The sequence below is a fragment of the Sphingopyxis sp. genome (genome assembly GCF_016704835.1).
GTDB lineage: Bacteria > Pseudomonadota > Alphaproteobacteria > Sphingomonadales > Sphingomonadaceae > Sphingopyxis.
The window spans coordinates 1-12768 of record NZ_JADIZJ010000011.1 but is presented as its reverse complement, the minus strand read 5'-3'; the positions used below and the strand labels follow the sequence as shown (position 1 = coordinate 12768).

The following is a 12768-nucleotide window of genomic DNA, read 5'->3' as shown; positions in this document are numbered from 1 at the left end:
TCACTGCGCGCGCGCGCGGCGCGGGTCATAGCGCCGCCTCGTCGTCGTCCAGCATGGTCGCTTGCGTCATAGGCGGAAGTTTGACCTTCTGCGGCCGCCATACGCGCACCACCTTGCCGTGGCGCCATTCGTTCACGCTGACGTAGCCATTCATGCGCAGGATCGCGCGCACACGAGCGATGTGTCCCTTGTCCTGAATATCCAGCGGCTTGTTGAGTGCATCGCGCAATACTTCGTCCGGCCGCACTTCGCTGCGCTGGCTCGCGTAGTACAGCACCGCTTCCTCCCACGGATCGCCTTCGCGCGCGTCGTCCTGCAATGCTTTGGCCTTATCAAGCGGGACATCCCAATGGGGCTCGTGGCGCATGACGCGCGCCATCGCCTCGGCGAACATCTGCTCGCGATGCTTTTCGATCCACTCCACGTCAATCAGCCCGGTGCGCGCGCGCCAGAACCTGCGAGCGCCAGTATCAGACTTGTTCCAGTCGTCGCGGTTTGTCGTGCAAGTGAATACGCATTGGCGCGGGTAGTCGCCCGGAAGGAAGCCATACGACTTGCGGTATGTGTCCACTCGATTCGTGATGACCGCCTTCACCTTCTCGATCGACACGCGGTCGAAGCTGGACATCTCCGACAGTTCCACCAACATCTTGCCCTGCAAACACTGGTAGAAGTCTTTCGATGTGATGGACTCCGACGCTTCGGTGAACCAGTCGCCGCCGATCGCGCGCAGCGCGGACGACTTGCCGTTGCCTTCGCCGCCCTCAAGCAGCAAAACATTGTCCACCTGGCACCCTGGCTCCATGATGCGCCGGACCATCCCCATGAGGAAGCAGCGACCGACCGAGCGGTGGTATTCGTCATCGTCCGTGCCTAGCGCGGCGGGGAGCAGCATCTCAAGCCTAGATGTTTCGTCCCATTTGAGACTCTGCAACCATTCTTGTGCGCAGTTGCGTCGATTACGGCCGCAGTAGGCTGCGATGCCTTGCTTCACTTTCTCCACCGACATTTTCGGGAGCATCAGGTGACGCTGAAAAAAGATTGTCAGCTCCGACAATATTTCGTCGTTGATCGGCTGTTGGTTCCTGCCGGAGAATGTCGTCATCGGCCGCATCAGGAAACTGTCGAACCAGAACTCGCCCTCCAGATACGCGCACAGACGATGAACAGTGTCCTCATTCGCGGGCGGTCGCCCGTTCGACATGACAGTAGGATCAATCCCAATGGTTTGCCACCGCTGACCCGTGGCGGCGGGTATGGCGAGAAGGAAATCAATGCGGTCCCGCCCTGACGGCGGAGGAAGCGAGCCCGCAGCGCCGCGCGCTTCGGGGGGAGGCGGTACGTCGCTAACAGAAGCGACAGCGAACACTGCGGACTCGTCCGAGATACTAACATCCCGGATGAACTTTTTCCCGTCGCGCCGCGCCCATTCAAGAATGGCTTTTCCGTCCATGCCGGACGCTACGGCGTCCGCCACGTCCCACCCATCGGGCTGCCCTTGCGGGTCAATGATGCGCAGCGCGCCAGCGCCTTGAGTCAGTAATTTCTCAGAAATGCGCCGCATCGCTTCGCGGCCCGGATCGTCCGCGTCAGGCCATAGGTCAACGTCGCGCCCACGCAGCGGCGACCAATCGACTTGTTCGATCGCGTTTGCGCCGCCAGGCCATGACACTACCGCAAACCCCGACAGCGTATGGTGCGCCGCATCGGCGGCCTTCTCTCCCTCGACGAGCAGTACGCGCTTGTCAGGATGGGCGGCGAGACGATCAAGGCCGTAGAGAGGGCGCGGCTTGTGGAACGCTTTCGCTTCCCACTTCGAGCCGCTCCACCTGTAGGGCGCGAAGGTCTTTCCGCTGTCCGTGTCCCATCGGGCGATGTAGCCGATCAGCGCGCCGTCGGCCGCGCGGTAGGCGTAAAGCGTCGTGGGAGCCCCGTGGTCGCGATGTGGTGGTGGCAATGGCGCATCGGTGGGCGGGAGTTTAATTGCGGCATCGTCGGGTTCGCTCACGGCTTTCCGTGCGACGGCGGGCCTCGGCAATGTGGCGCTCGCTTCGCCATTCGTGTATCCGAGCGCCTTAGCCGCCTCGCCTTGCTTCATGCCATTGGCCGCTGCGTAGAGGCTCAGCAGGTCGCCGCCCTTTTCTCCCGTGGCGAAGTCCGCCCATAGCCCCGTGCGCATGTTCACGCTGAGGCTGTCGCCAGCATCGCCGCCGAGCGAGCCGCAGACGTACTCGTGCCCGCGCTTACGCCCGGCTGGCAGCCACTGAGGAAGGAGCGCATCGGCGCTCGCGAGCAGATCGGCCGCGATGCTGTTGAAGTCGAGCATTAGCGCCTCGCGACCGTCGATTCTAGAAGTTTTATTGCATACGCCGGCGTGCGACGCGCGCCGCACGTCCAAGCGCGAACCGTTTGGGCGCGACGGAACGTGATAGCGCCTACGGTTTCAGCGTTTAGCCCGTGCTTCTCCATCAGCTCTCGCAATTTCGCGCGTCGCGCCTTGTCGCTCATCACTTGATGTCTCCCGTTAAAAGGCATCGCGCTTCGGCCACGCTTGAAAATACACCAGCGATCCCGCCAGCGTCCCGCACGACTGACAGGAACTGCTGCTGCAACTTGGTCGGCTTCGCAGCGGCATCGCGCTTGCCTTCCAATGCGCAGAAAATCGCGACGCGCTGGCCGACCTGGCTAGGCGTTATCACGACTGACCTGTAGCCGATCAGGTCGGACGACCCAGGGCATAGTCCGTAAGTGACGAATGCGCCGGTGCGGTCCTGAAGCACGCCGACGTTGTTGCGCCATAGGCGCGCGTCGCCGCTGCTCAACTCCGCGCGCACCGAGTTCACGATAGCGGTTTCTCTCATGTACAACCCTTCTGTTTAGCGAACGCGCTCACCGCGCCCGCATGATCCGGTTGAACGACTCGATACTGCTGCGATCGTCCGCTTTCGGCGCGGGCAGGATCACGCGGTTGCGTCGCTTCCACGCGATCCAGCGGCGGCGCTGGTAGGCGCGATAGAGTTTGATGAGAGCATTCATGTCAGTTCCTTTCGCTTCTCTCGCACCGGATGCGCAATGGCCTTGCCGCAAATCCACTGCACGACGAACGACACCTCGTGCTCGTCGTCACTGAACGCGCGGCACATGCGGCCGATGTCGGCGATGGTCGTGTGCGGCCCGACGATCAGCGTGTCGAGTGCCGCCGAGACGATGTCCTGCAGTTCGTTCTCGTGCTCGATGTCGGCATTGGCCTTGACCCATGCAGCGCGGTCGCGGTTGATGATGCAGTCGTTCATGCGACCGCCGCTTCGGGCATCGTGATTTCGTCGCACACGGTTTCGTACACGTCCTGCTCCGGGCGGCCATTTCACGCGGCGCAGCCGGCGAGAACGACACCACGCACCCGCGCCTGAGGCACGCAGCCAGCTTGCGCGAGATCGCGAGTGAGCCAAGGCGCCCGCGGCGGCTCGCGTCTGTCGCCTGAAGGCACGTCCAGCAGTTGGAAAGTCAAGGTCGCGCTCGCGGACCGGGGAAAGCGCCGATACCGCGCCCAGGCGCGTCCTGCAGCGCCAGCTCTTTCGAGCAGCACCCCTGGTTGGCCAAGCTTGGGTCGTGTTGCTCATGTTGATACTCCGTCGGCAATATCCGCATTGCGCTGGCTGTCGGCCTCGCTCGCGGCGTAGGCCAGTTCGCTGTCGTGATCGTCAGGGATGTGTTCGAGGCGGACGTCATCGGAGACGTAGTTGAGCAGGCTCTCGTCGAGCAGCAGCCGCAAGCTGCGCAGCTTGGCGAGCGCGGTCTGCGGATCGTCGGTGGTGCACCACGCGCGCAGGTCGCCGATGGCATCGAGCGCGTCGTTGTCGGCGTCGAGGCTGTACTCGGCGTAGGCGATGGCGAGTTCAGCCGCCGTCAGTTCGCCGAGCATTTCACCGTGACGATTGACGCGCGTCTCGTCGTCGGCAATCGCGCGGATCAGGTCGGTGTAGGCGCTCACTTCGCGCCCCCTTCGCTGGCGCGGCGACTGGCGGCGATGTCGGCTGCTGACGAGAATAAACGGGAAAGTTTCATGTCAGAATACCTCGCCGTCTGATGTGCGATCGTCATCATTCGGCACCGACTCCGCGTCGTCGTGCGTCGCTTGCTCAACGACCGCTTGCAAGCCTCGCGGGCGCTTCTTCGGCGTCGCTTGTGCGGCGGGCTGCTGCGCGACGACATCTGCAATCGGTGCGCTGGCCGCCGCGTCCGGCTCGCCGGTGTCGTAGTCCGCCGCTTCGTCCTGCTGCATGTGCTCCACGATATCGTCGTGTCCGATGATAGGCACGCGCTTGCGCACGCGATGGAGCACGGTTTTCTGCTCCATGCGTTCCGGGCTGTCGCGCCACGGGCCGACCGGATTGCCTTCCTTATCCTTCGACCTGGATTTCGCCATCACGCGAGCCAGTTCGTCGAGGTCCATGGCTTCGACGTAAGTGCGCCCGTCAGCGTCCGTTGCGACTGCCAGCGCGCCGATGCGCTCGCCGCGCTCGCCAAACACAATCGGCTTGTGCTTGACGTGCTGGCCGGTCTCATCGTTCCAGAAGTCAATCTCGTCGTTCTGGTACACGGACACTGCATACGCCTTCACGCCCGCCTTGGCCATCTCCTTGACGATGCCTTCAACCATCGGCATGAACTGGACCTTCTTGACCCATTCGCTGTTCACCTTCGTGTTGAACACCGACAGCGCGCCTTCTTTGCCGTCCGGCATGAGTCCGCGCGACGCCGCATTGACGCACGCGCTGTACAGTGTCTGGCGGTCGGCATCGAGCACAGCGGGGTTCTGCTGGATTGCCGTGATCGTGACGCGCGTGAACCTGTCCAAGCTGACGCTTGGCGGCAGAACGGAACGGAACTTGTCGGTCATCGCGGGGTCGGCGATTGCCCGGCAGACTGTCGTGAGTGCGTTCTCATTCATGGCTGTTCTCCTGAATGGCGGCCGGCTCCGGCGCCAACGGCACGAAATCGTCGATCGTTGCGCGCCGCACGCTGACGCTGGCATTGACGACCTGATTGCGCGCGGCCTGCGGCGACTTCGCGCGCAGAACCGTGCGCAGCGTTTTCTGCTCCCCGTCGATCAGCACCATCATGTTCACGATGTACACCTTAGACACTTGCTTTCTCCCTCTTGGCAGTTACCCGGATGTTTCGATATGCCTTGCGCGTGTAGGCGGGAATTTCTGCCTCGGCCGTCACGCCTGCCGACACGCTGTAACCGTTCGCGAGCACGCGCTCAGCATCGCCGATGGCCAGCAGCAGCTTTGCCTTCGCGGCACTCTTGGCGTCGCTGGCGGTTTTCTCCGCGCGGCCCGCCTCGTGGTATTCACGGCAGATGCCCTCAATTTCGTCATTGCCTTGCGCGTCGAGCACTTTGCCAGGCTCTGCATAGCGGTACATTTGCGCGATGATCGCAGCGTCGGCCGGCAACTCGATCGGCGGCATGACGCCTCGATCCATGTCGGACCAGAACTTCTCGCATTTCGCGCGCAGCGCCTTGCATACCGCATAGTCGCGTTCGCGCACCAGCAATTCCAGCGTGTTGCCACCGACCAGTACGCCGATCGCGGCCCACGATCGCGCGATGCACGCAAGCTGGTGTTGCACCTGAATCTCGATATGCGCGGGAGCCTCGATCGTGCCGTCGCCTGCCTGCCATTTCTTGAATTGCAGCCAGTCCACATTTTTGATTTCCAGCACGCCCGCGCCGTGCTTCGCGTACATATCGCGCAGCACCGTATCGCCCTCGAACGCGCCATCTTTTGCGCCCACGATCTCGTAATCGAAGCTCGCGCCCATTTTGCAATGGAGAAACCCGTCGATCGCATAGCCGCTGATCGCGCGCGCCTTCACACCGTAAGTTTCGGCGATGCCGCGCGCAATGGAATTCTGCAACCGGATGCCCCACTCCATGCGCTCGCTGGCCTCGCGCTCGTCCGGCGCTGCCGCCTTCTTGATCGTCGCCAGCTCGAATGCGGTCATATACGGGTTGAGTCCGAACAGTGCGGATACTTCGGTGCTGCTGACGTACTGATGTCGCAGCGCAAGCCATTCGTCGCGCGTTTTCGGATAATGGAGCATCTCGCCTTCCCCAAGTCGTTGCCGTTTGCCGGGCATTGTTATACGCTTACTGTCAACGACGTGTCAACAATCATAGTATGATCGAACTGCGACCTTATCAGCAAGTCATGGTTGACGGCATTCGTGCCGAGTACCGATCAGGCGCGCGCGCCGTGCTCGCCGTCGCCCCGACAGGTAGCGGCAAGACCGTAACCTTTGCCTTCGTGACGCACGGCGCACTGGCCAAGGGACATCGCGTGATGATTCTGGCGCACCGCATCGAACTGGTGGATCAGATCAGCGAGACCCTGAAAGCCTTCGACGTGCAGCACGGGTTCATCGCCGCGAACTATCCGCGCTCGCCGCGTCTGCCCGTGCAAGTGGCGAGCGTGCAGACACTTGCGCGGCGACTTGCGCAGACTCCTGAGCCGGACCTGGTGGTGATCGACGAGGCGCACCATGCAACCGCGCGCAACACCTTGGGGACCGTTCTGCGCCACTTCCCGCGCGCGCGCGTCCTCGGGGTAACCGCGACACCGCTGCGACTGTCGGGCGAGGGGCTCGGCGAATGCTTCCAGCGGATGGTCATCGGCCCTTCTGTGCAGGAGATGATCGACCTCGGCGCGCTGTCGCAAGTCAAGGTCTATGCGCCGCCGACCATCGACGCTTCCGGGCTGCGCCTCACGCGCGGCGATTTCGCCATGGCCGACCTCGCGGGCATCGCCGACAAGCCGACGATCACGGGCGATGTGTTGGACCACTATCGACGACTGGCGTGCGGGCTGCCTGCGGTCGCGTTCTGCGTCAGCGTCGAGCACGCCCGGCACGTCGCGCAGCAGTTCACCGAGGCGGGCATATCCTCGGCGCACATTGACGGCGGCATGGATAGCGCCCTTCGGCGCGGCGTCGTCCAGAGTTTCCGGCGCGGGCAGATCAAGGTGATGACCTCCTGCGAGCTGGTGTCCGAGGGCTTCGATTGTCCCGGCATCGTCGCCGGGCTGCTTCTGCGCCCGACCGCGAGCCTGGGGCTGTACATGCAGCAGGTCGGCCGCTGCCTGCGCCCTGCGCCCGGCAAGACCCATGCGATCATTCTCGATCATGCGGGCAACACACGGCGCCACGGGCTACCGACCGAGGCGCGGGAATGGAGTTTGACCGGGACCGAGCGCAGCCAGCGAAAGGCGCCGGACGAGGACGCCATGAGTGTCAGAGTCTGCCCGCGCTGTTTCGCCGCTGAGCGTTCGGGGCGGTCGCATTGCAGCAATTGCGGCGCGGCCTATCCGATCGCGGCGCGCAAGGTGGCGCACGTCAACGGCGAGCTGGAGGAAGTCACCGAGCCAAGCGACGGCCGGCGCGAGCAAGGCGCGGCGCGCAGCTTAGCGGCGCTGGTAGAGCTCGGCAAACTGCGAGGCTACCGTAACCCTGGCGCTTGGGCGCGGCACGTCATGGCCGGGCGATCAGCCAAGGGACGTGCCTAATGCGCAAGCTGCGCCGCGGCGAGCATCGCACGCGCCACCCATGGCGCCCTCCGTGGCCGTCAGTACCAGCCGAGCGCGCGCCCGACCAGCAGCGCGGCGAGCCAGAACGCGAACCCGGCAAGTCCCCAAGCGTAAATGCCGACAGGGCGATCGTCGCGCCACCTGGCGGGCGGCAAGTCTAGCGCCCGCCCGTACCGATGGCGCTGCGCGAGCCGGTCGCGCCATCGGTCGGCAGCGACCGTCGTCATCTCATACTCGTCATCGTGCTCGTCGTCGGTCCATTATGTCACCAGTCAAGGAATACGCCGATTATCTCGCCGCCAGCCAAAGCACTGGATTGCCCATCCAAGGCCCAATAGGCCGATGATGATACATAGTCCAAGCCATATCACGTCTGTACCCTCTGGCCGCGCTCTGCGACCTTGTGCTGCCAATACTCCCACATTGCCGGATGCATGGCGCGGCGCCCACCCTCCCACTCCTGCCACGCGCGGCGCGTCGCATAGATGACTGCAGCGGCCTGCTCCTGAGTCATATTGGCGCATTGTCGCGCTAGGCGAATATCATCGGGCCCCGGAGCCGCCGGCACACCGAGCGGCGCAGTAGGTCTTCGGCGGCGATCCGGTATCCCCACTCTTTCGCCAATTTGTCGCAAGTTTTTCGTAACGCTGTTTCATTGTCCCATCCTTTTCTCAAGTAGCAGCTGCGAACTGCGCGAATGCGAGCCTTCATTGCCGGATGGATATGCACGTCAGTACACTAGCCCGGCCGATTCGACTGCCCGCCTGAACTGTTCCATCAGCCCGGGCAGTCGTTCAAGCAGCATGGCCGTGACCACGGCCTCGTCCGCCCCGTTGCTTGCCGTGAGCGCCGGCGGCATATCGAGCCAGATCGCCGTCGCGCGCGCGCGCTCCAAATTGCCGGGCGTCCACTTTGTAAATCCCAAGTGATAGAGCGTGTTAGCGACGTAGTGCAGCGGACCGTCAGTGCTGCACAAGTGCCACTTGATGAGCGGCGCGAGCGCGGGCATGTGTTCGCGTATCTCGTCGTGCAGACATCCGCCGGCTGACCATTCGCCATCCTGGAGCAAGTCGGCCGTCACACTGAACGTGTTGTGCCCATTCCGGCATCGGTCATCGTGCCGCACGAGCGCGGTCAGCATGCACGTTTTGCCGTGCGAGTCGCTCCATTCCGCGACGTGCTTGCGCTCTTGGCGCAAAGTTCTTGTGGTCATGCTTGTTAACCTCCAAAATGCCGCGGCAGTCGCACGGACCCACATCGTAACAGTGAATGTGGCATCTTCGACGGGCTAATCCCGAGGAACAGCGCGCGACAAAGCAAGTGTACGTCAAGTCTAATGTACTCCATACGCTTCCCCTTCCAAGTTCGCCCGGCCCACTGCCGTAGCGACGGCATCATGCAAGCTATCACGATAGTCGAGCGCATTGCCCTGCAAGTCCCGCACTACCCATGAGTGCAGCGCATCGAGCCATGCGACCGAGTAATGCCCGACAAGTAGTGTCAGCGTTCGCGAGTTCATGGCGCAGCCTCCCGCTTGGCATCGGCCCATCCAGCCAAGTACGCTTCCATAGCCGCGTGCAATGCGGCCGCTGTTCGCGCGCGCAGCACCACACGATGCACGCCTGACCTATCCATAGTCGTGCACAATGCCCAAGCTCGCCCATAGGTCGGGCTTCCAGGCACCACAAACAGCGCGCCGATGTCGCATTTATGGCCGCACCCATCCTCGCGTGGCATCCATTGCAAGGCGGGTTTACCCGTCTCGCGCAGTACGCGCGCGAGTAGCGCGTTCAAGTCTTTTGTCGTGATTCTGTCTGCCATGGTGATTACTCCTTGAAGAATGCTGCGAGGAATTCTGACGTGCCATCTGGCGGCGCCTCGCGCAGCGGCATGATGATGCCCAATACGTCCGTGCAATCTCCGAGACGAACTACCGCTGCGCAGTCCGCTCCCGGCCCGCTGATCCCGTTCGCGTAGATGTGCATGTACTCGGCCGGCCGCTCCGCAATCTCGCGCATAGCGCGTTGCATCGCATCCAGCATTGCCGGATCGTAGCTTGCAGGCTCCCCGGTCAGTGCGCTTGGCACCACGCGCAAAATGGGGGATATTCCCGCGCATCCTCGCCGCGCGTGATGTCCCGCGCCCGTTGCCGCTTGCGCGCCGACACGTACAGATACATCCGTACCTTCGTCTCGATACGTCACCGTAGCCGTGTGCGTGTTTTTGCCCGCTCCCCGCGTCGCGGATTTGATCGCGTCACACGGCACTGTCAGCGGAGCCGCGTCGGCATGTTCGATGCGCGCGAACAAGAGCATAGCGCCGTCGGTCGCGCATGCCCACCCTAGCCGCGGCTCGATATGCACCCCGTGCAAGTAAGGCCGGGTAGTATCGCGTTTCCCCGCGATGCGCGCCAAGCTAGTGAGTACCCGGACTGGGATATCGATTGAGTAGTCCATTTCACTTTCCTCCGTTGATACTGATGCTGATGCTGATGCTGATGTACCGCTCAAACAAAGTCGTTGTGATCGGCCGCACGCTCGTTTAGCGCATCGCGCAGCGTGTCGAGCGTTTCGCGCAGTTCCTCGCGAGCGTGCGGGAATCCGGGGTTATTGCGCAGCGCGCACAATTCGCGTACGCGCTCGCGCGTCTCATCAATGCGATCCTGGAGCGCTCGTGCTGCTTCGCCACGCTCGCAATACTCGCGCTCGGCTTCAGCGAACACGCGCGCGTGCTCATCCGCCATGCGCGCAGCATCTTCCGCGCTGTCGTGGAGCTCCGCGAAGTACACACGCTCATCGTTATCGGTCCACCTATACCCTGCCAGCCAGCGTGACTTGCCGATATAGGCGACGATGCCCACGGCGATGTTGTCGCCATGAGCGTCCGTGTAATACCCCTCATGGCGCATCCGGATGACATCGCCCGCGTCATGCTCGCGCGCGAATGCGGGGCCGTCATGCGTGTACCAGATTGCTTTCCCGCCATTCGTGCCCTGCGTCAATCCGCGCGGACTGGTCAGGTTGCCATAGCGCATGTCGCGCCATGAATCGGCGTGTCGATAGTTCGGGTTCGCGTTGTGCTTGACCATCGCCGCGCGCAGCGCAGCGAGCCGTGCGGGCGCGCCCGCTTTCATGTTCAGATATAGCGGTGTCATGGTTTAACTCCAGTCAATTCCATGCCCTGCGCGTTGCGCACCGTGAATGCACTCATGACTGCACTCCCGCGGCCGCGAGGAACCGATCGCGATCAAAGCGCGGATTGTCGCGACCTAGGGCATCGGCGAGCCGATGCGCCGCGTTGTCTATCCCGTTGTGATAGATCGCGACGTTCGGCAAAGAGTAGTTGCTGCGCGCTTCGCGCAACGCGGCTGCGATCAAAACGTAGTCTTTCCTGGTCATGGCTCTTTACTCCTATCGTCAGGCACAATGCCCGCGTTAGAACGCACGCTTGCGCATGCGCTCGGGCGCGGTCACTTGTCGGCGATGATCGCGCGCTCGGCGCCGCAGAAGCGCAGCGCGGAGCCGTCGCTGAACTTGACGGTAGTTGCTTCGCCCGTCCAGTCCTGCTCGACCTCGGTTCCCGCGATGATCGCGTCGCCGTGCCGATCCACGAAATCTTCCAGTTTCGCGCCGCTGCGCGAGGCGGCTTCCGTAACGCGCCCGGTCTGAAGTGATTTACGTGTCATGGCTCTTTGCTCCTGTAGTTGGGCGGGAATGCCCACACTCTGGCGCACGCTCGTGCATGCGCCCTGATGTGGTCACTCGGCCGCGCCGTACTCGATTGCGAACAACGGTTCAGATGTCGAGCGGTCCACTATCACGACGTTATACCCATCGTCCTCGACTGCGACGCGGCCAGCGCTCGCGGCGCTAAGGTAGCCATCGGTGCGCAGCGCGCGCAGCAATGCGCGAGCGGGCAGGTTCACGTACTCGCACGGCACCCTGCCCGCGTCATACCAGGCATTCCAGGTCCAGCCACCTTCGGCTTCCGCCCATGCGTCGATTGAGAGAAGACGGTATTCGTTCATGGCTCTTTGCTCCTGTGCGCTCGTGAGTGAGCGAGGTAGGAGAATCCCACGCAGCGCGTGCGTCTGTCAACTACTGATTAGCTCGCGTCGCGAACTTTTTCCGCCGCCTAAACCGACAGCGCGCATGACCGACAGCGCGCATGCAATATGCGTGCCACTGTCATAACGCATCCATAGCGGACCTAGCAGCACCAGCGAGCCGCTATAAACGCTAGAACCGCTATGGGCATTTAACAATAATTTCGCCGCTACAAAGTCAACACCTCGGCAGCAGGTTACTTACCAGTAGTCTCTCAATCTCCTTTCGACATGCCCCATGCTTAAAGTGTTGACAAACGCGCGTAACCCTTTGATTGGTGCACTGCAACCTAGCGCCTAGCGGCACCTAGCGGCTATTCCGCTAAGAGAGTCCCCAAACTGGCGGACACTTATATATACCCCCCCTGCTAGAAGTACTATATATGCTAGGAGCAGGTGTTAGCCCGGGTGAGATCAATGACTTAGCGCATAGCGGCACTGTCAACAAAACTAGCGATTACTGCTAGGCGCTAGGTACGCTAGACGCGCTAGGAATTGCCGCGCTGCCATCGCCGCTAGAGCCGCTAGAGCCGCTAGGCGTCGCAACACATGTACGGTCGCGCTACAGTCGCCGCCATGAGCTCGCACGACCCGTTCTCCGATGTCGACGATATCCCCACCCTGGCGGCCCGTGGCTTGACGGCTGATGAGATCGCCGTGCAGCTCGGTATGTCTGTCGACGCGGTACGCCAGGCGCCAGGCTACGCCAGTGCGGGGCTCACCGACGCGCACGATGCGCGAGTCGAGCGCGCCTTGTGGGAGCGCGCGGCCGGATCAGTCACATGGTCAGAGTCAATCACTAAACTCGGCGAGCTCGTGCGGCTCGAAAAGCGCCTGGACCCCGATGTCGCCGCGGCGAAGCTGTACCTGCAAGCTCGAAAGCCTCAACGATGGGGAAGCGCGCCGAGTGAGACAGCGCGCGTCTACGTCGTTGCGCTCCCGGCTGTCGCGCGCGATGCGCGATCATGGCTCGACGCCATCGAGCATGGCAGCGCGCCGGCGCTTGAGCGCGTCGCGATCGAGGGCGCGGCCGGGGGGGAGGGCGGAGACGGGGCGGGGGTGGAACGTGAGTAA

Annotated in this window: 19 protein-coding genes; 2 read left to right on the top strand and 17 right to left on the bottom strand. The window is 62.8% G+C overall.

The window, feature by feature from the left end:
* Positions 1-25: 25 nt before the first annotated feature.
* From IPF76_RS14035 to IPF76_RS14000, 8 genes are all read right to left on the bottom strand, one after another.
* A complete protein-coding gene (locus IPF76_RS14035; protein WP_293845191.1) occupies positions 26-2326 on the bottom strand; it encodes a VapE domain-containing protein in 2301 nt (766 codons plus the stop codon).
* Positions 2327-2507: 181 nt separating this feature from the next.
* A complete protein-coding gene (locus IPF76_RS14030; RefSeq protein ID WP_293845188.1) occupies positions 2508-2861 on the bottom strand; it encodes a hypothetical protein in 354 nt (117 codons plus the stop codon).
* 28 nt (positions 2862-2889) lie between these two features.
* Positions 2890-3036 carry a hypothetical protein gene (locus tag IPF76_RS14025; RefSeq protein WP_293845185.1) on the bottom strand — a complete coding sequence of 49 codons (147 nt, stop codon included), beginning with the start codon at positions 3034-3036 and terminating at the stop codon, positions 2890-2892.
* Positions 3033-3293 carry a hypothetical protein gene (locus IPF76_RS14020; protein WP_293845182.1) on the bottom strand — a complete coding sequence of 87 codons (261 nt, stop codon included), beginning with the start codon at positions 3291-3293 and terminating at the stop codon, positions 3033-3035. Before IPF76_RS14020 ends, IPF76_RS14025 begins: the two co-directional genes overlap by 4 nt.
* A gap of 323 nt (positions 3294-3616) precedes the next feature.
* Positions 3617-3991 (bottom strand): hypothetical protein, encoded by a 375-nt coding sequence (locus IPF76_RS14015; protein WP_293845179.1) that lies wholly within the window; start codon positions 3989-3991, stop codon positions 3617-3619.
* A gap of 75 nt (positions 3992-4066) precedes the next feature.
* Positions 4067-4951 (bottom strand): recombinase RecT, encoded by an 885-nt coding sequence (locus tag IPF76_RS14010; protein ID WP_293845177.1) that lies wholly within the window; start codon positions 4949-4951, stop codon positions 4067-4069.
* Entirely contained in the window at positions 4944-5138 is a 195-nt protein-coding gene (locus tag IPF76_RS14005; RefSeq protein WP_293845174.1) for a hypothetical protein, read from the bottom strand. The genes IPF76_RS14010 and IPF76_RS14005 overlap by 8 nt, the downstream gene beginning before the upstream one ends.
* Position 5139: 1 nt before the next feature.
* On the bottom strand, positions 5140-6147 hold the full coding sequence (locus IPF76_RS14000; RefSeq protein ID WP_293845171.1) for a YqaJ viral recombinase family protein: 1008 nt from the start codon (positions 6145-6147) through the stop codon (positions 5140-5142).
* A gap of 41 nt (positions 6148-6188) precedes the next feature.
* On the opposite strand from IPF76_RS14000, the gene IPF76_RS13995 reads away from it, so the two are divergent.
* Complete coding sequence (locus IPF76_RS13995) at positions 6189-7568, top strand: DEAD/DEAH box helicase (protein ID WP_293845168.1); 1380 nt, start codon at positions 6189-6191, stop codon at positions 7566-7568.
* A gap of 59 nt (positions 7569-7627) precedes the next feature.
* On the opposite strand, the gene IPF76_RS13990 is transcribed toward IPF76_RS13995, so the two are convergent.
* From IPF76_RS13990 to IPF76_RS13950, 9 genes are all read right to left on the bottom strand, one after another.
* The gene (locus tag IPF76_RS13990) at positions 7628-7816 is read right to left on the bottom strand and encodes a hypothetical protein (RefSeq protein WP_293845165.1); all 189 of its coding nucleotides are present in this window, start codon (positions 7814-7816) and stop codon (positions 7628-7630) included.
* 140 nt (positions 7817-7956) lie between these two features.
* Positions 7957-8103, bottom strand: a complete 147-nt coding sequence (locus IPF76_RS13985) for a hypothetical protein (protein WP_293845162.1) — start codon at positions 8101-8103, stop codon at positions 7957-7959.
* A gap of 216 nt (positions 8104-8319) precedes the next feature.
* Positions 8320-8730, bottom strand: a complete 411-nt coding sequence (locus IPF76_RS13980) for a hypothetical protein (RefSeq protein ID WP_293845159.1) — start codon at positions 8728-8730, stop codon at positions 8320-8322.
* A 374-nt stretch (positions 8731-9104) separates the two neighbouring features.
* On the bottom strand, positions 9105-9410 hold the full coding sequence (locus IPF76_RS13975; RefSeq protein WP_293845156.1) for a hypothetical protein: 306 nt from the start codon (positions 9408-9410) through the stop codon (positions 9105-9107).
* 5 nt (positions 9411-9415) lie between these two features.
* Positions 9416-9898 (bottom strand): hypothetical protein, encoded by a 483-nt coding sequence (locus tag IPF76_RS13970; protein ID WP_293845153.1) that lies wholly within the window; start codon positions 9896-9898, stop codon positions 9416-9418.
* A gap of 197 nt (positions 9899-10095) precedes the next feature.
* On the bottom strand, positions 10096-10722 hold the full coding sequence (locus tag IPF76_RS13965) for a hypothetical protein (RefSeq protein WP_293845151.1): 627 nt from the start codon (positions 10720-10722) through the stop codon (positions 10096-10098).
* 73 nt (positions 10723-10795) lie between these two features.
* On the bottom strand, positions 10796-10966 hold the full coding sequence (locus IPF76_RS13960; protein WP_293845148.1) for a hypothetical protein: 171 nt from the start codon (positions 10964-10966) through the stop codon (positions 10796-10798).
* Positions 10967-11058: 92 nt separating this feature from the next.
* Positions 11059-11274, bottom strand: a complete 216-nt coding sequence (locus IPF76_RS13955; protein WP_293845145.1) for a hypothetical protein — start codon at positions 11272-11274, stop codon at positions 11059-11061.
* 72 nt (positions 11275-11346) lie between these two features.
* Positions 11347-11616, bottom strand: coding sequence for a hypothetical protein (locus IPF76_RS13950; protein ID WP_293845142.1), 270 nt, complete (start codon positions 11614-11616; stop codon positions 11347-11349).
* Positions 11617-12270: 654 nt separating this feature from the next.
* On the opposite strand from IPF76_RS13950, the gene IPF76_RS13945 reads away from it, so the two are divergent.
* A complete protein-coding gene (locus IPF76_RS13945; RefSeq protein WP_293845139.1) occupies positions 12271-12768 on the top strand; it encodes a hypothetical protein in 498 nt (165 codons plus the stop codon).